This is a genomic window from Streptomyces sp. NPDC005820 (genome assembly GCF_040630255.1).
GTDB lineage: Bacteria > Actinomycetota > Actinomycetes > Streptomycetales > Streptomycetaceae > Streptomyces.
Genome location: NZ_JBEXXE010000007.1, coordinates 241482 through 263035 on the forward strand (window position 1 = coordinate 241482; position 21554 = coordinate 263035).

Here is a 21554-nt window from a genome sequence, read left to right on the forward strand (position 1 = left end):
GCGTGCTCACGCGGGGCTGAGCAGCTCCGCGTGATGCCGCCGCGCCACCAGCGGATGCGCCCGCAGCTTGCCCTTCAGCTCGTTGTACCCGTACTCCGCGAACAGCGGGTTCCCCGGATCGTCCGTCACCCCGGGAGCGGCGGAGGCGTACGGGAAGAGCAGCGGCTCCACGCGGGCGTCCAGCCGGGGGTTGTAGAAGAACGGCACCGAGAACCGCTCCACCGCGTCCGGCGGGGACACGACCCGGTGGTTGGTGGCGACGAGATACCCGTTGGTCGCCACCTCCAACAGCTCCCCGAGGTTCACCACGAAGGCCCCCTCCACCGGGGGCACGTCATGGAACAGCCCGTCCTCCCGCTGCACCTGGAGCCCGCCGACCCGGTCCTGGAGCAGCAGCGTCAGGAACCCGTAGTCCTTGTGGGCGCCCACCCCCTGCCCGGCCCCGTCCCCCGAGCTCCCCGGATAGCGCACCAGCTTCAGATGCGGATGCGCGTGGTCCCCGAAGACGGAGTCGTAGAACGCGGGATCGGCGCCGATGGAGGCGAGCAGCTCCCGCAACAGCCGCTCGGCGACCCCGCTGAGCCGGTCGATCCACCCCAGCGCGGCCTCCCGCAGCTCGGGCAGTCCGCCCGGCCACTGGTTGGGCCCTTGCAGCCACCAGTACGAGGGCTCGCCGGGCCCCGGCACCCGGGCCGCCCGCTCCGCCCCGATGTCGAGCTGGTCCCGCCAGTCCTGCCGCCCTCCGGTCCGCTCGTCGCCGGTGCGCGTGTACCCCCGGAAGTGCGGCGAGTTCACGTTGTCGAGGGCGAGCCGCTCGGCCTCCGGCAGCCGGAAGAAGGCATGCATGGCTCCGACGAGCCGGGCGGTCTCCTCCGCGCCGACCCCATGCCCGACGAGCTGGAAGAAACCCACGTCATGGGCGGCACTGTGCAGCTGCCCGTGGAGCAGCGCACGCGCCTGGGGGCCACGGTCGGCGGCCGACAGATCGATGAGGGGGAGTTGGTCGTACGACGATGCCGTCGCGATGTGCGTCATGGAATGCGTCCGCGGGGTGTACGGGGCACGGGCGGCCGCCGAGGGTAGGGCGGAGCCCAGCTGCCGAAAGGGGAGAAGCAGAGAAGGGGGCTGGGTCAGGCGGAGCGCCGACAGCCCATGCTCGTGACGCGGACGAAGTCCACGTGGCGGCGTCGAACGAGCGAAAGCATGTTCCCCAGCGTACTGCCTGCGAAATCTTCTCCGAAACGCCCTGGTGGCATCGGAAACGCAGACGACCCGCGAGTCTGGTCCTCCATATGGAGGGGCCGGCCGGACGTACCGGCGACTCGCGGGTCGGGTGACTGCGTTGGATTGGCCGGCCGCGTGCGTCTCGCACACGCTGGTCCGGCACCGCACAGGGTGTGGTGGCGGGCCGCTAGCCCGCAGCCACCTCGCGCGTCCGGTTGTCATGCATCTACCGGTCACCTCCTTTCTGCGATGCCCGCCACCTTAGGAAGCTGTGCCGGGCCGCTCAAGTCTTTTTTCCGAGACGTCGACGAGCCGCGGCGTTGACGCGCGCGTGGGGGCGCGGTTCGCTTGTGCGGTGAGTGATCTTCGTGTCGAGACGGTCGCTGGTGAGACCGCGCTGGAGCAGTGGCGTTACGTCCACAACGTGATCGTGCCGCCGGCCGCGATGTTGCCGGCCGAGGTGCGGGAGCGGGCGGGACGCAACCGGTTGGAGAACGCGTACGTCGGTGAGGTGCTGGTCGGCTGCTCCACGGTGCGGCCGCCGGCCGAGGACGGGGTGGTGACCGTCATCGCGCGCGTGCTGCCCGAGTTCCGTCGGCGGGGGTACGGGGCGGAGCTCTACGAGCATGCTCTCGGGCACGCGCGTGTGCTGGGCGCCGGTGCGGTCGAGACGTGTGTTCTGGCCGTCAACGAGGACGGGCTCCGTTTCGCACGCGCGCGTGGCTTCACCGAGGTCGATCGGTATGTGCTGGACGGCGAGACGGCGGAATGGGTCGACCTGAGGCTGATGCCCGTTCCGGTGTGACGGCGGCGACGGCGGCGGTGCAACGATTCCCATGCAATCTTGCGGGAACCATATGTGGGCTGCGTCACGTTCGAGTTGAATGGGGGCAAGTGAGCGAACCTGCAGGGGGTCCAGGTGAGTGCTTCCCGACGTAAGGGGACCACCGACGAACTGGGGCCGGACGAGCCCGAGCAGCCGGACGGGCACGACCGGTCGGAGGATCCCGGCGGCCCCGGCGGCCCCGACGGTGCTGATCTCCTTGCCGCGCTGCTCGACGGCATGGACGCGGCCCTGTGCGCCTTCGACGCCGACGGGGTCGTCACCCACTGGAACCGCGAGGCGGAGCGGATCCTCGGCTGGAGCGCGGCGGAGGCCGTGGGCCGGCAGGGCTTCGCCGGGTGGGCGGTGCGGGAGGCGGACGCCGAGGAGGTCGAGACGCGGCTGATGTCGGCGATGCACGCGTCGGGCCGCCAGGTGCACGAGTTCGCGCTGCTGACGAAGGACGGGGGCCGGGTGCTCGTCCGTACCCAGTCGGCCGCCGTGCGCGGTCCGGACGGCAAGCCGGCCGGACTGTACTGCGCCTTCAGCGAGGTGCATGCCCAGATCGATCTGGAGCGGTCCATCGCGCTCAGCGAGGCGCTGTTCGACGACGCCGCCTGGGGGGTCGTCCTCGTCGACGCGGACCTGCGGCCCGCCGTGGTCAACGCGCACGCCGCCCGTGCGCTCGGCACGGGGCGTACGGCGGTGCTGGGCCGTCCGCTGGGCGAGCTGCTGACCCAGGGTGTGGAGGAGCTGGAGAACGCGCTGACGCATGTCCTCGCGGAGGGAGCCCCGCCCGCTCCGGCAGAGGTGTGGGTGGGGGTGCGCACCCCGGAGGGGGAGCGGCGGCGCTGCTGGCGGAGCGGTTTTCTGCGGCTGGCCTCGCCGCTCGCGGAGGAGCCGGTGCCGCTCGGTGTGGGCTGGCTGTTCCAGGACGTCACGGAGGCCAGGCAGGGCGAGCAGGAGGCGGCGCTGCTGCGGTTCCGTACGAACCAGTTGCACCGGGCGGCGCGTGCGGCGGCCGAGTGCGAGGACCCGGCGGAGGCGGCCACGGTCCATCTCGACTTCGCGCTGGCGGGGTTCGCCGACCACGCGCTGGTCGACCGGATCGCGGGCGGCGCGGCGGCGGACGCGGAGACGGTGGTGCCGCTGCGGCTGGTCCGGGTCGCGGCCACGCCGTCGGGTGGCCCGGGCCCGAGCGCGCTGACCGGTTACGCCGGTCTGCCGGTCCGGTATCCGGAGGGGCATCCGGCGTTGCAGTGCGTCGCGCGGGCCGGTTCGGTGCGGGCGGGCGCGGGGAGCGGGCCGGCCGAGGAGACGCGGGAGTGGGCGCGGGCGCGGCAGTGGCCGCAGGACACGGTGCACGCGCTGTGCGCGGTGCTGCGCAGCCGGGGCCGCACGCTGGGTGTGGTGACGTTCCTGCGGGGCGCCGGCCGTACCTCCTTCGAGCGATCGGACGCGATGTACGCCGAGGATGTCGCGGTGCGCATAGCTTCGGCGCTGGACCTGGCGGACCTGGCGGGGCGGGGCGACCCCGCCTGACGCACGCACGCGCGCGTGCCGGTCGTTCAGTGCCGGACGTTCAACGCCAGTCGTTCAACGCCGGACGTTCAGCGCTGGTAGAAGATCCGGTCGGCGTACTCCTTCAGCACGCGCGCGTTCCAGTCGTGGCCGCCGTCGACGTTGCCGGAGCGCAGCATGGGGGGCTGGACGCCGCGGTCGGCGAGGGTGCCGGCGGCGGTGGCCATGACGGCCTGGAGGAGGGCCGAGGTGACGACGGTGGAGGCGGGGGCGAAGGGGGCCGGGACGCTGTCGAGGGTGAGTTCGGCGTCGCCCACGGCGATCTTCGAGTCGAGGACGACATCGCAGTGGTCCTTGAGGAAGGTGCCGGTGGGGTTGCGGGGTGCGGTCTCGGCGGCGTACGCCACCGAGGTCACGCCGATGACCTTCACGCCGAGGGCGCGCGCCTTGAGGGCCATCTCGACGGGCAGGACGTTGCGGCCGGAGAGCGAGATGATCACGAGGGCGTCGCCGGCGCGGAGCGGGGAGGTGTCGAGGACGGTGCTCGCGAGGCCGTCGACGCGTTCCAGGGCGGAGCCGAGGGTGGCGGGCATGACGTCGACGCCGACGAGTCCGGGGACGGCGAGCAGGTTCATCAGGGCGAGGCCGCCCGCGCGGTAGACGAGGTCCTGGGCGGGGAGGGAGGAGTGCCCGGCGCCGAAGGCGAAGAGCCGGCCGCCGGCGGCCACGGTGTCGGCGAGGAGCGTGCCGGCGGCCCGTACGGCGTCGGCCTCCTCGTCGCGGACCCGCTCCAGCAGGCCGATCGCGGCGTCGAGGAAGCGGGCGGCGAGTTCCTGGTCGCTGCGGGCGCTCATCCGAGGGGGCTCCTTCGCCGTCGGGGTCCGTGTCGCTGATCACCGTGCGGTCTGGACCATTGCCGTGTCAATACGGCCGGGGGCTCCGCGTAACCGCCCGGTTTCCCCGGCGAGGCACGGTTGTCAGTGGTATCCGGCAGAATTGGAGCCAGGGCCAGCGCACGCGCCGGAGAGCCGTCGAGCCTTCGGCAGATCTCATCGAGGGGCACACGAATGTCCGGACTGATCGACACCACGGAGATGTATCTCCGCACCATCCTCGAGCTGGAGGAGGAGGGTGTGGTCCCCATGCGGGCCCGGATCGCCGAGCGCCTCGACCAGAGCGGGCCGACGGTGAGCCAGACGGTGGCGCGCATGGAGCGCGACGGCCTGGTCTCCGTGGCCAGTGACCGGCACCTGGAGCTGACGGACGAGGGCCGCCGGCTGGCCACGCGCGTGATGCGCAAGCACCGGCTGGCCGAGTGTCTGCTCGTCGATGTGATCGGCCTGGAGTGGGAGCAGGTCCACGCCGAGGCGTGTCGCTGGGAGCATGTGATGAGCGAGGCCGTGGAGCGCCGGGTGCTGGAGCTGCTGCGGCACCCCACCGAGTCGCCGTACGGCAATCCGATCCCGGGCCTGGAGGAGCTGGGCGAGAAGGACGGCGCCGATCCGTTCCTGGACGAGGGCATGGTCTCGCTGGCCGACCTGGACCCGGGCGCGGAGGGCAAGACGGTCGTCGTACGCCGGATCGGCGAGCCGATCCAGACGGACGCGCAGCTGATGTACACGCTGCGCCGGGCGGGCGTGCAGCCCGGTTCGGTGGTGAGCGTGACGGAGTCGGCGGGCGGGGTGCTGGTCGGCAGCGGTGGCGAGGCGGCCGAGCTGGAGTCGGACGTCGCGTCCCATGTGTTCGTCGCCAAGCGGTGAACGATCGCCCGGCAGTCGCCCGGCGCTTGTTGAAATGCTGAGCGATGTTCAACTCCTGTTGCTCCTGGGGTAGTTGATACATCCCGGCGATGTTGTCGAATCGCAGATTCCCTGTGTCGAATGGCAGCGCGCGGACCGTTCGCGTGCCACGCTGTCGCGTGAGGCATATGACCTGAGGGGGGCGGGGATGATGTGCCGCAGAGCAGTGGAGGGCCCCGGTGCCGTTCGGCACCGGGGCCTGTCCTCCCCTGTTTCGACCCGGAGCCCCGAGCTCCCAGGGTCGTTCCCCTCGGACCGTTTTCCCCGAGCGGTCCGCCTCCCGCTGAAGATCTCCCCTCGACAGCGGCGATCATTCCTTGGGGAAGGTCACTCGAACGAGGGGTCTTGGTCGCGGAGAGTGCATTTCTCGAAAGGGCATTCGATAGCCTGCGGGTGATCGAGGGCAGAGCGAAGGCAGCACTAGGGCATCGGCAGCACAGCGGTACGACGGCTAGGGGGGTGCCAGGATCCATGGCGCGACGCATCGACGTGACCGGGGCGGGGGGCGTACGCCTGGCGGCCTGGGAGTTCGGCGACCCTCCCAAGGCCGATCAGCCCAGGAGCGGACCGGACGCCATGATCCCCGCCCAGTCGACCGGCGGCCGGGACGGCCACCACGGCACCGCCTCCGCGTCCGGCGCCGACCCCGAGGGCACCTCCGGGGTCCTGTTACTGCACGGGCTGATGGGCCGCGCCTCGCACTGGGCGTCCACGGCCCGCTGGCTCTCCGAGCGGCATCGAGCTGTGGCCCTCGACCAGCGCGGCCACGGCCAGAGCGAGAAGCCCCCCGAGGCCGCCTTCACCCGTGAGGCGTATGTCGAGGACGCGGAGGCCGCCCTGGAGCAGCTCGGCCTCACCCCGGCCGTCCTCATCGGCCACGCGATGGGAGCGCTCACCGCCTGGCAGCTCGCCGCGAGACGCCCCGACCTGGTGCGCGCCGTGATCCTCTGCGACATGCGGGCCTCCGCGCTCGGCTCGGCCTCGCAGCGCGAGTGGGCCGACTGGTTCAAGTCCTGGCCCCTCCCCTTCGCCACCCTCGCCGACGTCCGCAAGTGGTTCGGCGAGGACGACCCCTGGGTGGAGCGCCCCAACCCCTCCCGCGGCGAGTTCTACGCCGAGGTCATGCAGGAGTCCCCCGACGGCTGGCGCCCCGTCTTCGCACCCGAGCAGATGCTGAAGTCCCGCGAGACCTGGGTCTACGACGCCCACTGGGAGGAGCTCACCCAGGTCCAGTGCCCCGCGCTGGTCGTCCGCGGGCTGGACGGCGAGCTGGGCCGGGCCGAGGCCCAGGAGATGGTCCGGGTGCTCCCGCGCGGCGAGTACGCGGAGGTCGCCGACGCCGGCCACCTCGTCCACTACGACCAGCCGGAGGCCTGGCGCACGGCGATCGAACCGTTCCTGGACGGCGTGCTGGCGCCCTAGGGCAGCCCGCGCGCGAGGGCACGGGCTTCGCTTCAGCCCTTGCTCACCGCCGCCAGGATCTCCGGCAGGCGGTCCGCCACGCGGGGGGACGCCAGCCGCAGGCCCAGCAGGGTGATCGCCGTCCCGTACACCGCGCCCGCCGGCAACAGCACCCAGCTCCACATCTCGCCGTCCACGGTGATGTTCAGCCAGATCGTCAGCGCGATGACCGGAGCGCACAGCAGGGCGGCCGCGACCATCCCGCCGACGATGGAGATCCAGGCCAGCCCGGTCTGCCCGGGAGCCACGTTCTTGTAGCCCTCCTGCGGGATCGAGTAGGGGAAGCGGGCCGACGTCCAGGCGCCGGTCGTCAGCATCGCGCCGAGCAGCGCCAGCGACAGCCCCAGCACCTCGGGAAGCCGCGGCCAGTCCCCGAGCAGCGCGGTCGTCACCACGGTCACCAGCGTCGCGTACGGCAGGGTGATCACCAGCAGCGCGAGGGCACGCGCGCGTAGTTCGACGTAGGCGTCCCGGGGCGAGGAAATCGTCAGCGCGACCATCCAGAACGCCGAGGTGTCCTGCCCGAACTGGTTGTACATCTGGATGCCGAGCATCCCGGCGGCGAAGCACGCGAAATAGATCGAGCCGGTGCCCTGCAGCGCGTTGAACACGGGCACGATCAGCCCGATCGCGAGCGAGGTCACCCAGGCCGCCTTCGTCTTCGGATCGCGCCAGACATAGCGCAGGCTGCGCTCCATGACGATCCCAGTACGCCCGCCCGGCAGCAGCCGCGCCCAGCCGGCCCCGCCCCGCCGGTCCCGCGCGTCCCCCTCGGCGGTCCCCAGCGTCGACCCGTCCGGCGCGGTCATCAGCCGCTCCAGACTCCGCGCCCACACCCCCACGAGCCCCGCCAGCACCATCGCACCGACCGCCAGCTGCCCCGCCGCGCGGCCGTACGCCCCCTCGCTCACCGAGTCCACCGCACCCACCGCGGAGGCCGGCGGCAGCCACCGCACCACGTCCGCCACGGGATCGAGCTGCCCGAGCCCGGCCGTGCCCAGCCGTTGCGCCGTGAAGTTGACGACCTGTACGCCCACCGCGATCACGAGCCCGCTCAGCACCGCCAGATCGCGCCCCCTGCGGCTGGTCAGCAGCCGCACATTGGCGGCGGCGACGGCCCGCGCGAGCGCCACGCACACCAGCAGCCCCAGGAGGACGGCGCCGACCGAGACGACGTACGCCGCGGCCCCGTGCGCCACCGCGATCACCGACCCCACCAGCATCAGCACGGTGAACAGCGGCCCGATCCCCACCAGCGAGGCCGCCAGCAACGCCCGGACCAGCGGCCGGGGCCGCAGCGGCAGCATCACCAGCCGCGTCGGATCCAGCGTCTCGTCCCCACCGGGAAAGAACAGCGGCATCACCGCCCACCCCAGCCCCAGCACACCCACCAGCAGCACCACGAGCGCGTCGGCGTGCGCATGCCCCCGCAGCGCGATCAGCCCGAGCAGCTGCAACACCGCGAACACCAGCACGAGCACGGCGGACCCCACGTACGCGGCCCGCCGCCCACCGGACTGCCTGAGCCCATTGCGTAACAGCGACAGCTTCAGCCGTACGACGGTGGCGGTCAGCGCGGTCATCGGGCCGCCCCGCCGCCCAGCCAATCGAGATCCGCCCCGCCGTCGCGCCCGCCGGCGCCGACCAGCTCCAGGAACGCCCGCTGCAGCGAGGGCGCCGACCCGCGGACCTCCGCCAGCGTCCCGTGCGCCCGGATCCGCCCCGCCGCCATCACCGCCACCCAGTCGCACAACGACTCGACGAGTTCCATCACATGCGAGGAGAAGACGACGGTGGCCCCGGAGGCGGTGTACCGCTCCAGCACCCCGCGGATGGTCTGCGCGGACACCGGATCGACGCCCTCGAACGGCTCGTCGAGGAAGAGCACCTCGGGATTGTGCAGAAGCGCGGTCGCCAGCCCGATCTTCTTGCGCATACCGGTCGAGTAGTCGACGACGAGCTTGTGCTGCGCCCCGGCGAGATCCAGGACGTCGAGCAACTGCGTGGCCCGCCGGTCGACTTCGGCACCGGGCAGCCCGCGCAACCGCCCGCTGTACGCGAGCAGCTCCCGCCCCGACAGCCGTTCGAACAGCCGCAGCCCCTCCGGCAGCACCCCGATCCGCGCCTTCACCGCCACGGGATCCCGCCACACGTCCCGCCCGACCACCTCGACGGACCCCTGATCGGGCCGCAGCAGCCCGGTCACCATGGAGAGGGTGGTCGTCTTCCCGGCCCCGTTCGGCCCGACGAGCCCGATGAACTTCCCGGCGGGCAGATCAAGATCGATCCCGGCAACCGCAACCTGCTGCCCGAACCGCTTCCACAGCCCACGAACGCGCACGGCAGACGTCATGCCAGAAGCCTACGTTCAGGTGAGGTGTTCTCAGGGGCGCGGGGAACCGCGCGAACGACCCCGACGCACCCGCACCCGACAACGACGCCGAACGGCTACCGATCCCGCCCGCACGCATAAGCGAGCGGCGAGATCAACTCCTCCGCATCCGGCAGCCACCGATTCGCGGCGGTCGGCCGGCAGGCCCACTGCACGGCGCCCCGGGACCCGAACCGCGTGGGCGGCGCCGCCACGTACATCCCCTCGCCCAACGTCACGAGGTCCAACGACCCGAGAGACCAGCCCAGCTTGCGCACCAGGTCCGGCACCTTCGCCGATGCCCCCGGCAGCACGAAGAACTGCATCCGGCGGTCCGGTGTCAACGTCACCGGCCCCAGCGTCAGTTCCATCCGCTCCATCCGCGCCAGCGCGAGGAACCCGGCCGTCTCCGGAACGGAAATCGCGTCGAACGTACGCCCGGTGGGGAGCAGGATCGAGGCGGTCGGCTGGTTCTGCCACATCCGGCGCGCGACGGTCGCACTGCCCGTCGCCTGCGTCGCCCAGTCCGGCCGCGCGGGATGCGCCCCCGGTGCCGCACACGCCGTGTCGCCGCAGGAGCAGCGCTGCACGCTGTCGACGGCTTCCAGCCAGGTGCCGGGGAAGACGTCCCAATGACGTTCCTCGGCGTAGCGAACAGCGGTCTCCAGCAGCGATTCCCCGCGCTGCTTCGGGATTTGAGTGGCGTCGGCGCCCGCGATGGTCTCTTCCACGATGAGCACAACTCTAGCGGTCACCGGGGGTTACGCACGCCACTGTGCGCGGGGGAGGAGCACCGCTTCCGCCTCCGGGGCGCATGGGTGCATCCCAGGGGGCGCGTGGAAGGAACGGGCGCGGGAGCGGGTAGTCACCGACGGGGGGCGGGCTTCCGCCGATATCCCGGCAATTCTCGTGCAATCAGCACATGCCTCGCATTTTCGCTGTGTCCGTGGGGCATTGATCTTCTCGGCCGGAACTTTTCGGTGCGGAACTCCACAGGGGGTAGTGCCAATGGCCGCAAGGCCTCTCGTCGCGCGGCAGCCGAACGAACGGCTGCAGGCGCTCATCCAGGAGGCGGGGTGCTCGAACGCCGGGCTCGCCCGCCGGGTCAACATGTGCGGTGCCGAGCACGGTCTCGACCTGCGCTACGACAAGACGTCCGTGGCCCGCTGGCTGCGCGGACAGCAGCCGCGCGGGCGCGCCCCGGCGATCATCGCCGAGGCCCTGGGCCGCAAGCTCGGCCGTACGGTCACGATCGACGAGATCGGCATGGCCAACGGCAAGAACCTCGCCTCGGGCGTGGGTCTCCAGTTCTCGCCGACGGTGCTGGGGGCCATCGAGCAGGTCTGCGAGCTGTGGCGCAGCGACGTGGGCCGGCGCGACTTCCTCTCCGGTTCCTCCGTCGCCGCCTCGGCGCTGGTCGAGCCCAGCCGCGACTGGCTGATCTCGTCGGCCGACGCCCAGGTGGCGCGGTCGGCGGGACCGCGGGTGGGCCTGTCCGACGTGGCGGCCGTGAAGGCGATGACCCAGGCCCTGGTCGACCTGGACCACCAGTACGGCAGCGGGCACGTCCGCCCGGTGGTCGTGCACTACCTCAACAGTGTCGTCTCGGGCCTGCTGGCCGGCTCCTACCGGGAGGCGGTGGGCCGTGAACTCTTCGCCGCCGTCGCCCGGTTGACCGAGCTCGCCGGATACATGGCCGTCGACACCGGCCAACCGGGCCTGGCCCAGCGGTACTACATCCAGGCCCTGCGGCTGGCGCAGGCGGCGGGCGACCGCGGCTACGGCGGGTACGTCCTCGCCGCGTCCATGAGCCATCTCGCCGCCCAGCTCGGAAACCCGCGCGAGATCGCCCAGTTGGCGCGCGCGGCCCAGGAAGGGGCGCGGGGGCGGGTCACTCCGCGCGCGGAGGCGATGTTCCACGCGGCGGAGGCCCGGGGCCACGCGCTGATGGGCGACATCCGGTCCGCGCAGCTCGCCTCGGGGCGGGCGGTGTCGGCGCTGGAGGAGGCCGATCCGTCCGCGGGCGACGACCCGGCGTGGATCGCGCACTTCGACGAGGCCTATCTGGCCGACGAGTTGGCGCACTGCCACCGCGACCTGGGCCAGGCGGAGGCGGCGGTGCGGTGCGCCGAGCAGTCGCTGGCCGGGCATCCGGAGAGCCGGGCGCGCCGCCGGGCCATCGGGTACGTCCTCCTCGCCACCGCGCAGGTGCAGCAGCGCGAGGTCGAGCAGGCGTGCAGCACCGGTCTGAAGGCGGTGGAACTCCTGGAGACCCTGCGCTCCAACCGGGGCGCGGAGTATCTGGAGGACCTCCAGCAGCGGCTGGAGCCGTACCGGGAGGAGCCGGTGGTACGGGAGTTCGGGGCGCGCCTGGAGCTGCAGGTCGCGGCGTGAACGGACGGGGCGCCGTTGCGTGAACGTACGGGAAACGGACAGGCCCCGTACAGGAAGCGGCGGACACAGCGCACGGCGCTCCGGATCTGTTACGGACGTCACTGGGAGGCAGATCACGTCCTGAGCTGCGTGGCACGGGGTTCCGGGGACCCGGTAGCGTGAGCCGACGATTCCGAAAGTCCCCCATTCGTAGGAGTCCCGGTGACGCAGAGTGGACAGGGCGAGGAGCCCTCGGCGCGGCCCGCGCGCGAAGGCATCGTGCTGCCCTCCGACGGTGGTGAGCCCCTCATCCCGGGGCTGACGGCCACCAGCGGACCGCAGCCGGGCCGGCACCAGGGCGGGCAGCCCGGTCCGTACGGGGCTCAGCCGTACGGGCAGCAGCAGCCCGCGCAGCCGCCGACCGGCGGTCAGACCTGGGGCCAGCCGTGGGGCCCCGACCAGCAGGCCCCGGCCGGGCAGCCGGAGCAGGGCTGGCCGCTGCCCGTGGACCAGCAGCCCCAGCAGTGGGGCGCCGCGCAGCCCGACGCGTGGGGCGCGGGCCCGCTCCCGCCCGAGGGCGCGCCGGCGCACACGTACGGCCAGAACGCGCCGGCGGCGCCGCAGCCGTCGTACGACCAGAGCGCCCCCCCGGTGGCGCCGCAGCCGTCGTACGACCAGAGCGCCCCGGTGGCGCCGCAGCCGTCGTACGACCCGAGCCCGCAGGACCACTCCGCCTACGCCTACGGCCAGAACCCGCAGGTGTCGGCCGCGCCGCCGACGTACCCCCAGGGCGGGCCCGGGGCGCCGATGCCGCCGATCCTCAATGGTGCTGCTGGGGCCGCCGGCGCTGACGGGGCCACCCAGTACATACCGCCGGTCCCCGCGGGGCCGGTCGACGACGGCCGTACGCAGATGCTGCCGCCCATCCCCGCCGCCGGGCCCGTGCCGGGCGGCGACGAGGGCGCGACGCAGTACATCCCGCCGGTCCGGCCGGGCGCGCTGCCGCCCGAGAGCCCCGCCGAGTCGACGCACTTCCTGGGCACCGGCGGGCACGGCGCGGGCCCGATGGCGGGCGCCGCGCACTCCGACGCCGAGGCCACGCAGTACATACCGCCCGTGCCCGCCCAGGGCCATCCGGCGGCCGCCGGGGGCGCGCAGCCGCCCGCCGGGTTCGAGAACCTCTTCCGCGACGGACCGGGTGGCCACGGCGCCCCGGCCGGGGCCACCCAGCAGCTGCCGCGCATCACCGAGCCGGAGACCCCCGGCTACGGCGGCGGCCCGCACGGCTACGGCGGGGCGCCCGCTGCGCGCGCCCCCCAGCCCACCTATGTGCCGCCCGTGCGCCCCGACGACCACGGGGACGAGCGGGGCCGCGGCGGCCGTACCGGCTCGCGGCTCCCGCTGTTCGCGGCGGTCGGTGTCGCGATCGCCGTCGTCGGCATCGGCGCGGGCGCGCTGCTCGGCGGCGGGGGCGGCGACGACGACAAGGGCGACGGCAGCACGACCGTCGCCGCGTCCGCCTCCGCGAGCGCCTCGTCGGACCCCTCCGGCGACGCGGCCGAGCAGCAGGCGACCGCCCTGGACAAGCTGCTCGCGGACAGCGGCAGCAGCCGGGCCAGTGTGATCGCCGCGGTGGCGAACGTGAAGGCGTGCAACAACCTCGGCCAGGCCGCCTCGGACCTGCGGGCCGCCGCCGGCCAGCGCACCGAGCTGGTCACCAAGCTGGCCGCGCTCGACGTCGACCAGCTGCCCGACCACGCCGCGCTGACCGGCGCCCTCACCAAGGCCTGGCAGGCGTCGGCGGCCGCCGACAACCACTACGCGGACTGGGCCGACGAGGTCGCCGGCGACAAGCGCAAGGCCTGCAAGAAGGGCGGGGCCCGCACCACGGCCGCCACCCAGCAGGGCAACCGGGAGAGCGGCACCGCGAGCGCCCAGAAGAACCAGGCCGCCCGGCTGTGGAACGGGATCGCCCAGAAGTACGGCCTGACGCAGCGCCAGCCCACCCAGCTGTGAGCCGGGCGGGCCTCAGCCGACGTCCGCGTTCTCCATGGTGCCCGTGACGTCGACGAAGTCCTTCTGCGCGGCCACCAGCACGCCCTTGCGCACCTGCTGCACGGTCACCTCGGCGTTGGACAGCCGGGGGAAGCCGACGGCGGCGAGCCGGCTGGTGAACTTCCAGCGCAGGGTCGGGGTGAGTCCGCCGGTGGTGAACTCCCGGCCGCTGTTGAGGGCGCCGCGGACGGTGTCGGCGCTCACCTCGCCGTCGCCCAGCGACTCCACGGCCTGCCGGAGCACGTTGTAGGCGATCCAGGTGGTCTGCACCCCGGTGTCGGAGGGGTCGATGCTGGTGTCGGAGAAGGCGGACTCGCTGATCACCTTCTTCATCCCGGCCCACCGCTTGTCGCTCTCCACCGGGTACCAGCCGGTGACGTACGCCCCCTCGTACGGCCCGGAGCCGCCGCCGCTGGCGTCGATCACGGTCTGGTCGACGCTGCCCAGCACGCTTCCGGTGTTCACCGCGGGATAGTCCTCGCGGCTGCGGCGGAAGGAGTCCATGAAGGTGCCGTTGCGGTCGCCCAGCGCGGGCACCACACAGCCCTTGCCGCCACCGGACGCCGTGCCGCTGCCCGCCGTGCCGGCCGTGCCGCCGCCGGCCGAGCCGCCGGTGGCCGCCCGCAGGGCCTTCTCGGCCTGCGCCGAGTACTCGGTGGCGTCCTCCGCCGCCCGCTGGTCCTCGGCCTTGTCGTGCCCGCCCGCCTTCAGACCGGCGTCGAGCATCGGCGGCAGGGTGTCGCCCGCGATGGTGTCGGGGCGTACGAGCGAGACGGGCCCGGAGCAGGAACCGGCCAGCACCTTGCCGAGACCGGCGAGCAGCGCGGGCTGGCCGCCGTTGACGGGATAGGACAGCGGGCTGGTGAACTCGGAGGTCGTGACGCCGTAGCCGCCTATGTAGGGGATGCCGGCGCCCTCCAGATGCGGGAAGAACGCGTCGGAGTGCTGGCTGTAGGAGCCGACGACGGCGACCGCCTTCTCCTTGACCGCGCGCCGGGCGCAGGCCGCCGCGGACACCGCGTCGTTGTGGTCGTTGCAGGTCAGCACGGTGAGCTTGTGGCCGTCGATGCCGCCCTTGGCGTTGATCCAGCGGGCGTAGGCGCGGGCGAAGGCGGGCATGCCGGGCTTGTTCGTGGCGGCCGTCCCCACGGGCGCCCACGTCATCACGACGATCGCGTCGTCCCCGGAACCCCCCGTGACTCCGGGGACGACACCGCATCCGGCGGTCAGCGACGCAACGGCGGCCAGTGCGCCCGCCGCGAGGGCGGCCGCTCTGACGTTGCCGGTACTGCGGAGGAACCTGGGGAGGAAGGTACTTCGCGAGAAGGTGCGTCGCCTGCCGGTCATGAACACGCACGATTCCGTCACATCACTAACCTCGGAGTGACCCACGGTCAACGACGGGTGACGCGAGGGTGAATTACAGGGGTCCGTGAGGACCCGGGGACGGGAAAACGTACGATCGATGACCGTGCAAGGTTCGGAGAACACTTCCCGTCGCGGCCGTCGCTCCTCCACCATGGGCGGCATGCCACTCAACGACATGCCGTGGTGGCGCTGGCGCAGCAATGTGCGCTCCGCGCTGCACATGCTCTCCGACCCGGTGTTCCAGCAGAACGTCTGGCTGGCCGGCACGGACGGCTACGGCGACGTCACCGACGCCGTCTACCGTCTGGTCGAGGACACCTGGCTCGACAACTGGTCCGCCGAGAAGTACGTCGGCACGATCTTCCGCGACCCGCAGGAGGCGGCCCTCGTCGACACCGCCGTGCTGCGCGTCCTGCGGATCATGCACCAGGTCGGCCCGGACGCGCCCGTCTCCACCTATGTCTCCCACCCCGGCTGGCCCGAGGCGGTCCAGGCGGCACGCGACGCGCACATCCGCCTGGCGGTGGCCGACGGCGAGGACCCGGACGCGCCGCCGCGCACGCTGGAAGTACTGCGGATCATGACGAGGTCCGCGTAGCGGACGGCCATACTCCGTGCCGGGGTGGACGTGAGACCCTGTGCTGCATGAGTGAGCAGTCCGCCCGAACCGCGGCGACCCCCGCCGACCAGTACGTCCTCACCCTCTCCTGCCCGGACAAGCAGGGCATCGTGCACGCCGTGTCGAGCTACCTGTTCATGACCGGTTGCAACATCGAGGACAGCCAGCAGTTCGGCGACCACGACACGGGACTGTTCTTCATGCGGGTCCACTTCTCGGCCGAGTCGCCGCAGACCGTGGACAAGCTGCGCGCGAGCTTCGCGGCGATCGGCGACTCCTTCCACATGGACTGGCAGATCAACCGGGCCGACGAGAAGATGCGCATCGTCCTGCTGGTCAGCAAGTTCGGCCACTGCCTGAACGACCTGCTGTTCCGCGCCCGGATCGGCGCGCTGCCGGTGGAGATCGCGGCGGTGGTGTCCAACCACACCGACTTCACCGAGCTGGTGGGCTCGTACGACATCCCCTTCCACCACATCCCGGTGACGAGGGAGACGAAGGCGGAGGCCGAGGCGAAGCTGCTCGAGATCGTGCGCGAGCAGGACGTCGAGCTGGTGGTGCTCGCCCGGTACATGCAGGTGCTCTCCGACGACCTGTGCAAGCAGCTCAGCGGCCGGATCATCAACATCCACCACTCCTTCCTGCCGAGCTTCAAGGGCGCGAAGCCGTACCACCAGGCGCACACGCGGGGCGTGAAGCTGATCGGGGCGACGGCGCACTATGTCACCGCCGATCTCGACGAGGGGCCGATCATCGAGCAGGAGGTCGAGCGGGTGGGCCACGACGCCACCCCCGACCAGCTGGTCGCGGTCGGCCGGGACGTGGAGTGCCAGGCGCTGGCGCGGGCCGTGAAGTGGCACGCGGAGCGAAGGATTCTGCTCAACGGGCACCGGACGGTGGTGTTCGCCTAGGGGTTCGGGGGGTTCCGTCTCGTGGGCGGGTGCGGGTGCGTGCGACCAGCCACAGAGCACCCGCAGTCGCCGACGCACCGTAACCACCCCTACATCCGGCTCAGCGACGCCGCAGCGAACAGCACATCCCTGATCGCCCCCCGATCCCCCACCTGCCCCGCCGCAGCCTCCTCCGGCGGTACATGACCCGCCGCCAGCCGGCAGAACTCCACGTCGTCCAGCGCCACGTGCGCCACCTCGTAGTCGGCGGAGCCCACCGCCGCGGGGGAGTCCAGGGGGATCAGCCACTGGCCTCCGCCGTCGCCCTCGATCTCCAGCCGCAGACTGCGACCGGGGCTGCCCGCGCTCACCAGATGGCGGGCGCTCGACGCGGGCGCGGCCAGCCCCGCGCGCCGGCGCGCGGCGAGCGCCGTCGGCAGCATCCGCGCGGCCAGGTCGATCATGCCGTGGAGATGGCGGGGCGCGGGCGGCGCGTACGGATAGTCGACCGCCTCCGCGATGTCCTCGGCGTGCACCCAGCACTCGAACGCCCGGTCGAGCATCGCGTCCCGCAGGGGCAGCTCGAAGTCGCCGTAGGAGATCGGCAGGGTGCCCGGGCCGCTGCCGGTGAACGACACCGTGCGCACGAGCGCGTGGCTCTGTTCGCGCCAGGGGCCACGCACCGAGCGGGTGGGCGGGAAGTGCGAGGCCTCCCAGAACGCCTCGGTGCGCTCGGCGGGGCCGCGGACGCCGTCGGTCTCCTTGTGGTCGTCGGCGGGGCCGAGCGGGTCCTCCAGACCGAGGGCCACCGCGACCAGGCCGTCCACGGCGAGGAGATGGGCGATGACCCCGGCGACGGTGGTGCGCCGGGTGGTCTCCCCGTCGCCGCGGAACCAGCGCAGCCGTACGGGCGCGTGCCACTCGGCGTCGCCGAAGTCCTGGAGCAGGGCGTCCAGTCGCGCGGTCTCGGCGTCGTACGAGGTCGCCCACGGCGGTACCGGGATGCGCGGCGGGCGGCGGTCGAGGCAGGACTCCAGGACGCGGGTGCGCAGGCCGGGGTCGAGGTCGAGGCTCTCGGGGCGCTGGAGCAGACCGACCGCCTCGCGCAGCCGCCGGGCCTCGTCCGCGCAGGCGCCGCAGTCGCCGAGGTGGTCCTCGACGGCCGCCGTCTCCTCGGCCGAGCAGGCCGCCAGCGCCCATGCGCCCAGCAGGGCCTTCAGCACGGGGTGTTCCAGCCGGAGCGGTTCCACGACGGCGAGCGCCTCCAGCGCGGGCAGCGGCAGCCCGGTGTCCTCGACGGAGGCACGGGGGAGCGGGATACGGGGCGCACGGCGAACGCCGTCCCCGCCGCTCGCCTCGTCGCCGTTCGCTTCGTCGCCGTTCGCTTCGCCGCCGCTCGCGGTGTGGTCGTCCATGGAGCCGTCGTAGCCTTCGCAGCCGTCCTTGCCGTCCTTGCCGTCCCGGCTGTTTCCGTCGTCCCGGCCGTTCTTGCCGTCGCCGTTCTCGCCGTCGTAGCCCTCGTAGCCGTCCGCCTCGCTCACGCCGCACCCCCGTATTCGGGTGGGGTTCCGGCGGCGGGGGAGTCGTGGGCGGTGGACAGCAGTTGCAGGCCGAGGCGGAGCCGGCGGCGGGCCTCGTCCTCGGTGACGCCGAGGTCGGCCGCGGTCTGGCGGTAGTCGCGGCGCTGGAAGTAGGCCAGTTCCAGGGCGGCGCGCAGCGGGGCGGGCATGGCCTGGACGATGTAGTCGGCGCGGGCGGCGACCGAGGCGTGCCGCACCTTCCGCTCCAGGTCCTCGGTGGTGCCGGGGCCGCCCTCGGCCAGCGCGGCGGTCTCGGTGGCGCGCAGCCGCTGCACGGCGAGCCGGTGGGTCAGCGCGGCTATCCAGGTGCGCAGGGGGCCCTGCTGGGGGTCGTAGGCGTCGGGGTGCTGCCAGACGTGGACGAAGACCTCGCGGGTGACGCGGTCGGCCGCGTGTTCGTCTCCGAGCACACGGTGGGCGAGGCCGTGCACGAGCGAAGCGAACCGGTCGTAGAGCTCACCGAGGGCGGCCGCCTCACCGCGCGCGAGTCGCTGCTGCATCTTGCGGTCCCAGCGGGGCGGTGCGTCCTTCTTCGCCATGCGGCCCCCTCACCTGTGCCCGTGCCTCGGCCCAGCCTGCGTCCACCGTCACCTCGAATGTAGTCGGCACGTACGAGAACGCACGCCCCTTTGTTTCAATGTGCGCCCCTGATCGGCCGGGCGATGGTATGAGGCCGCGCCTACCCAGACTCATCCTGACCAATCCGGATCGAGTGTGTTCTGTTTCTGACTGATGTGAGACTGGTGTGGATCGAACAGGACTGGATGCGACGGAATCAAGCCTCTTCCGTCGCGGGCCTGTTTTTCGCCAGGTGTTTCGGGGCAACGCCGCTGGGCAGCCGCGCTGCAAGGAAGCGTAGGGACGGCTTCCGTTTACGGCGAGGGAAAGGCGTGGTGGTGGCCTTCAATGTGACCGGCGGCGAGCGGGGCGGTTGGGCCGTGCTCCATGTGTCGGGCGAGCTGGACCTGGTGACGTCACCGGTGCTGCGGCAGCGGGTGCACGACGAGGTGGCCGAGGGACGCCACCGTCTCGTCCTGGATCTCTCCGAGGTGTACTTCTGCGACTCCAGCGGGGTCGGCGTGCTCATCGCGGCGCGCAGACTCATCCGTTCCTGCCGGGGACGGCTGCGGCTGATCCTGCCCGCGCGCGGGGCCGCGGAGGACTCCCACGTCAACCGCGTCCTGGGCGCGCTCGGCGTCCGGCGCCTCTTCGACGTCTACGGCGACCTCACGGAAGCCGTGACCGAGGACGGCCCGGAACCGCTGTCGGCGTAGGACGGCGTAAGAGCCGTCGGCGTACGTGGCGTAGACGAACATGCCCTGCTCTGCGACAAGGGTGTACCGAAATCCCCCCGGTCCGGGCACAGTCCCGGCGCTTCCGCTGCCGCGGCGCCGCCGGCGTCGTACGCTCCCTGCCGGAACGATTCCCACGCGAGGACGTCAGGCGGTCGGAGGACAGATGGTCAGCAGCGAGTACGAACGTAGGATCGCGGACCGGTTCGCCACCTTCGACCAGGACGGCAACGGCTACATCGACCGCGAGGACTTCGGCGCGGCCGCCAAGGCGCTGCTCGCCGAGTTCGGCACCGCGGCCCGCTCCGACAAGGGCCAGGCGCTGTACGCGGGCGCTGAGGCCTTCTGGCAGGGCATGGCGGGCATCGCGGACCGGGACGGCGACCAGCGCATCACCCGGGACGAGTTCGTGGGCGGCGCGGTCAAGCGGCTGCACGACAACCCCGGCCGCTTCGCCGAGATCGCCCGCCCCTTCCTGCACGCCGCCCTGGACATCGCGGACGCCGACGCCGACGGCCTGGCCACGGTCGAGGACACCGCGCGCGTGCTGCGCGTCCTGGGCGTCCGCGAGGACCTCGTTCGCACGGTCGCCGCCGCCCTCGACAGCGACGGCGACGGCAGGGTCGGCGAGCCGGACATCGTCCCCGCGCTCGCCCGCTACTTCACCGTCTCCGAGTAGCGCTCGCGCAGCTTGTACTTCAGGACCTTGCGGAGCGTGTCGTTGCGCGGCAGGGCGTCCACCACCTCCAGCTGCTCCGGCAGCTTGTGCACGGACAGTCCCGCCGCGCGCAGATACGACGTCAGCTCGCCCAGCGTCGGATCCGCCGCCCCCGCCGCCCGCTCCACCACCGCGCACACCCGCTCCCCGCGCTCGGCGTCCGGCAGCCCGATCACCGCCACGTCCCCGACGTCCGGGCGGGCGGCCAGCAGGTCCTCGATCTCCTTGGCGGAGATGTTCTCGCCCTTGCGGATGATGACGTCCTTCAGCCGACCGGTGAGCACCAGATGCCCGCTCCCGGTCAGCCGCCCGAGGTCCCCGGTGCGCAGGAACCCGTCCTCGTCGAAGGCCTCCGCCGTCTGCGCCGGGTCCAGGTAGCCGCGGCACACGGCCTCCCCGCGCAGCCGTACCTCGCCGCCCTCGGCGATCCGTATCTCCATCCCCTCCGGCGGCCGTCCCTCGGTCGTGGCGAGGTTCTCGACGGTGTCGTCCGGCGCCCCCATGGTGATCATCGGCACCTCGGTCATGCCGTAGCCGTGGGTGAGCTGCACGCCCATCTCCCGGACGACGGCGTGGTACACCTCGGGCGGCTTCGGCGCCCCGCCCCCGGCGAGCAGCCGCAGCGAGGGGATCACCGGGACGCCCGGCTGCTTGCGCTGCTCGGCCAGGAACATCGAGTAGAACGCCGTCGACCCGCCCGCCACCGTCACCCCGTGCCGGCGGTACTCGGCGAGCGCGTCCGGCAGCGCGAACTGCTCGAACATCACCGCCGGGAAGCCGTACAGCAGGAGCATGACCGTGTAGTCGGGCCCGGCGATGTGCGCGTACGGGAAGGCCATCGAGCCGACGTCGTCGGCGGTCAGTTCCAGCGCGTGGGCGAGGCACGAGCCGCCCGCGAGGAGGGAGCGGTCGGTGTGCAGGACGCCCTTGGGGTCGGAGGTCGTCCCGGAGGTCCAGTAGATCCAGCGGACCGAGGTGCCGTCGGAGGGCGGCGGGGGCAGCACGGCCGGATCGCCCTCGGGCAGGTCGTCGTAGGCGTCGAACACGCCCTTCGCGCCGAGCCGCAGCGCCATCTCGCCGTGGTCGAAACCGCGCCAGACGCCCGGTACGGCGAAGAACTCCGCCCGTGACTCCCTGAGCGCGAAGCCGACCTCGCGGTCCCGGTAGAACGGGATGACGGGGCTCTGCACGGCGCCCAGGCGGGCCAGCGCGAAGGACAGCACGGCCGTCTCGATGCGGGTGGGCAGCTGCCAGGCGACGACCGTGCCGGGGCGCACCCCCATGCCGTACAGCCCGGCCGCGGTCCGTTCGGCACGCGCGCGTAGCTCGTCGAAGGTCAGCGTGCGGTCCTCCTGGAGGAACACCGGCCGGTCGGGGGTGAGGCTCGCGCGGCGGTCCACCAGTTCCCACAGCGTGCGGGAGGAACTCAAGGAGTGCGGGGTCTCGTTCACGTATGCCCC

Annotated in this window: 19 protein-coding genes; 10 read left to right on the plus strand and 9 right to left on the minus strand. The window is 72.5% G+C overall.

The annotated features are described in order from the left end of the window. Nucleotides 1-6: 6 nt before the first annotated feature. The gene (locus ABZ464_RS11370; RefSeq protein WP_359274279.1) at nucleotides 7-1035 is read right to left on the minus strand and encodes a 2-oxoglutarate and iron-dependent oxygenase domain-containing protein; all 1029 of its coding nucleotides are present in this window, start codon (nucleotides 1033-1035) and stop codon (nucleotides 7-9) included. Nucleotides 1036-1579: 544 nt separating this feature from the next. On the opposite strand from ABZ464_RS11370, the gene ABZ464_RS11375 reads away from it, so the two are divergent. After that, nucleotides 1580-2029, plus strand: coding sequence for a GNAT family N-acetyltransferase (locus ABZ464_RS11375; protein ID WP_359274281.1), 450 nt, complete (start codon nucleotides 1580-1582; stop codon nucleotides 2027-2029). Nucleotides 2030-2143: 114 nt separating this feature from the next. Further along, nucleotides 2144-3589: a PAS domain-containing protein gene (locus ABZ464_RS11380; protein ID WP_359274283.1), complete on the plus strand. Its 1446-nt coding sequence runs from the start codon at nucleotides 2144-2146 to the stop codon at nucleotides 3587-3589. Between the two features lie 68 nt (nucleotides 3590-3657). Here the strand turns inward: ABZ464_RS11380 and ABZ464_RS11385 are convergent, their stop codons facing one another. Then, entirely contained in the window at nucleotides 3658-4422 is a 765-nt protein-coding gene (locus tag ABZ464_RS11385; protein WP_359274286.1) for an SIS domain-containing protein, read from the minus strand. Nucleotides 4423-4635: 213 nt separating this feature from the next. On the opposite strand from ABZ464_RS11385, the gene ABZ464_RS11390 reads away from it, so the two are divergent. Both ABZ464_RS11390 and ABZ464_RS11395 read left to right on the plus strand, forming a co-directional pair. Continuing rightward, nucleotides 4636-5328 (plus strand): metal-dependent transcriptional regulator, encoded by a 693-nt coding sequence (locus ABZ464_RS11390; protein WP_355877414.1) that lies wholly within the window; start codon nucleotides 4636-4638, stop codon nucleotides 5326-5328. A 510-nt stretch (nucleotides 5329-5838) separates the two neighbouring features. Then, nucleotides 5839-6789, plus strand: coding sequence for an alpha/beta hydrolase (locus ABZ464_RS11395; RefSeq protein WP_359274290.1), 951 nt, complete (start codon nucleotides 5839-5841; stop codon nucleotides 6787-6789). 32 nt (nucleotides 6790-6821) lie between these two features. On the opposite strand, the gene ABZ464_RS11400 is transcribed toward ABZ464_RS11395, so the two are convergent. The 3 genes from ABZ464_RS11400 to ABZ464_RS11410 all read right to left on the minus strand — a co-directional run bounded on the left by ABZ464_RS11400 (nucleotide 6822) and on the right by ABZ464_RS11410 (nucleotide 9939). Then, nucleotides 6822-8411 (minus strand): transporter, encoded by a 1590-nt coding sequence (locus ABZ464_RS11400; RefSeq protein ID WP_359274293.1) that lies wholly within the window; start codon nucleotides 8409-8411, stop codon nucleotides 6822-6824. Then, complete coding sequence (locus ABZ464_RS11405) at nucleotides 8408-9181, minus strand: ABC transporter ATP-binding protein (RefSeq protein WP_359274296.1); 774 nt, start codon at nucleotides 9179-9181, stop codon at nucleotides 8408-8410. The genes ABZ464_RS11400 and ABZ464_RS11405 overlap by 4 nt, the downstream gene beginning before the upstream one ends. Before the next feature lie 95 nt (nucleotides 9182-9276). After that, the gene (locus ABZ464_RS11410) at nucleotides 9277-9939 is read right to left on the minus strand and encodes a bifunctional DNA primase/polymerase (protein ID WP_359274299.1); all 663 of its coding nucleotides are present in this window, start codon (nucleotides 9937-9939) and stop codon (nucleotides 9277-9279) included. Nucleotides 9940-10207: 268 nt separating this feature from the next. On the opposite strand from ABZ464_RS11410, the gene ABZ464_RS11415 reads away from it, so the two are divergent. Together ABZ464_RS11415 and ABZ464_RS11420 are read left to right on the plus strand one after the other, a co-directional pair. Then, the gene (locus ABZ464_RS11415) at nucleotides 10208-11593 is read left to right on the plus strand and encodes a transcriptional regulator (protein WP_359274302.1); all 1386 of its coding nucleotides are present in this window, start codon (nucleotides 10208-10210) and stop codon (nucleotides 11591-11593) included. A gap of 201 nt (nucleotides 11594-11794) precedes the next feature. Beyond that, nucleotides 11795-13588 (plus strand): hypothetical protein, encoded by a 1794-nt coding sequence (locus ABZ464_RS11420; RefSeq protein ID WP_359274305.1) that lies wholly within the window; start codon nucleotides 11795-11797, stop codon nucleotides 13586-13588. Between the two features lie 12 nt (nucleotides 13589-13600). On the opposite strand, the gene ABZ464_RS11425 is transcribed toward ABZ464_RS11420, so the two are convergent. Beyond that, complete coding sequence (locus tag ABZ464_RS11425; RefSeq protein WP_359274308.1) at nucleotides 13601-14974, minus strand: ABC transporter substrate-binding protein; 1374 nt, start codon at nucleotides 14972-14974, stop codon at nucleotides 13601-13603. A 118-nt stretch (nucleotides 14975-15092) separates the two neighbouring features. Between ABZ464_RS11425 and ABZ464_RS11430 the strand changes: the two genes are divergently transcribed. Further along, nucleotides 15093-15593 carry a hypothetical protein gene (locus ABZ464_RS11430; RefSeq protein WP_359274311.1) on the plus strand — a complete coding sequence of 167 codons (501 nt, stop codon included), beginning with the start codon at nucleotides 15093-15095 and terminating at the stop codon, nucleotides 15591-15593. Between the two features lie 47 nt (nucleotides 15594-15640). Next, entirely contained in the window at nucleotides 15641-16525 is an 885-nt protein-coding gene (gene purU / locus ABZ464_RS11435; RefSeq protein WP_359274313.1) for a formyltetrahydrofolate deformylase, read from the plus strand. A gap of 89 nt (nucleotides 16526-16614) precedes the next feature. On the opposite strand, the gene ABZ464_RS11440 is transcribed toward purU, so the two are convergent. Beyond that, the gene (locus ABZ464_RS11440; RefSeq protein ID WP_359274315.1) at nucleotides 16615-18045 is read right to left on the minus strand and encodes a maleylpyruvate isomerase N-terminal domain-containing protein; all 1431 of its coding nucleotides are present in this window, start codon (nucleotides 18043-18045) and stop codon (nucleotides 16615-16617) included. Continuing rightward, nucleotides 18042-18623 carry a sigma-70 family RNA polymerase sigma factor gene (locus tag ABZ464_RS11445; RefSeq protein WP_359274317.1) on the minus strand — a complete coding sequence of 194 codons (582 nt, stop codon included), beginning with the start codon at nucleotides 18621-18623 and terminating at the stop codon, nucleotides 18042-18044. Before ABZ464_RS11445 ends, ABZ464_RS11440 begins: the two co-directional genes overlap by 4 nt. A gap of 351 nt (nucleotides 18624-18974) precedes the next feature. On the opposite strand from ABZ464_RS11445, the gene ABZ464_RS11450 reads away from it, so the two are divergent. After that, complete coding sequence (locus tag ABZ464_RS11450) at nucleotides 18975-19358, plus strand: STAS domain-containing protein (RefSeq protein ID WP_359274320.1); 384 nt, start codon at nucleotides 18975-18977, stop codon at nucleotides 19356-19358. Nucleotides 19359-19542: 184 nt separating this feature from the next. Beyond that, nucleotides 19543-20055, plus strand: a complete 513-nt coding sequence (locus tag ABZ464_RS11455) for an EF-hand domain-containing protein (RefSeq protein WP_359274322.1) — start codon at nucleotides 19543-19545, stop codon at nucleotides 20053-20055. Here ABZ464_RS11455 and ABZ464_RS11460 read toward each other — a convergent pair. Next, nucleotides 20034-21545 carry an AMP-binding protein gene (locus ABZ464_RS11460; protein ID WP_359274325.1) on the minus strand — a complete coding sequence of 504 codons (1512 nt, stop codon included), beginning with the start codon at nucleotides 21543-21545 and terminating at the stop codon, nucleotides 20034-20036. The two genes, ABZ464_RS11455 and ABZ464_RS11460, sit on opposite strands and share 22 nt — an antisense overlap. Between the last annotated feature and the right edge of the window lie 9 nt (nucleotides 21546-21554).

Excerpts from the sequence above, each read along its gene's own strand:
- ABZ464_RS11370 (WP_359274279.1), bottom strand. The coding sequence starts at position 1,035 with ATGACGCACATCGCGACGGCATCGTCGTACGACCAACTCCCCCTCATC.
- ABZ464_RS11385 (WP_359274286.1), bottom strand. The coding sequence starts at position 4,422 with ATGAGCGCCCGCAGCGACCAGGAACTCGCCGCCCGCTTCCTCGACGCC.
- ABZ464_RS11390 (WP_355877414.1), top strand. The coding sequence starts at position 4,636 with ATGTCCGGACTGATCGACACCACGGAGATGTATCTCCGCACCATCCTC.
- ABZ464_RS11395 (WP_359274290.1), top strand. The coding sequence starts at position 5,839 with ATGGCGCGACGCATCGACGTGACCGGGGCGGGGGGCGTACGCCTGGCG.
- ABZ464_RS11400 (WP_359274293.1), bottom strand. The coding sequence starts at position 8,411 with ATGACCGCGCTGACCGCCACCGTCGTACGGCTGAAGCTGTCGCTGTTA.
- ABZ464_RS11405 (WP_359274296.1), bottom strand. The coding sequence starts at position 9,181 with ATGACGTCTGCCGTGCGCGTTCGTGGGCTGTGGAAGCGGTTCGGGCAG.
- ABZ464_RS11415 (WP_359274302.1), top strand. The coding sequence starts at position 10,208 with ATGGCCGCAAGGCCTCTCGTCGCGCGGCAGCCGAACGAACGGCTGCAG.
- ABZ464_RS11425 (WP_359274308.1), bottom strand. The coding sequence starts at position 14,974 with ATGACCGGCAGGCGACGCACCTTCTCGCGAAGTACCTTCCTCCCCAGG.
- ABZ464_RS11430 (WP_359274311.1), top strand. The coding sequence starts at position 15,093 with ATGACCGTGCAAGGTTCGGAGAACACTTCCCGTCGCGGCCGTCGCTCC.
- purU (WP_359274313.1), top strand. The coding sequence starts at position 15,641 with ATGAGTGAGCAGTCCGCCCGAACCGCGGCGACCCCCGCCGACCAGTAC.
- ABZ464_RS11445 (WP_359274317.1), bottom strand. The coding sequence starts at position 18,623 with ATGGCGAAGAAGGACGCACCGCCCCGCTGGGACCGCAAGATGCAGCAG.
- ABZ464_RS11455 (WP_359274322.1), top strand. The coding sequence starts at position 19,543 with ATGGTCAGCAGCGAGTACGAACGTAGGATCGCGGACCGGTTCGCCACC.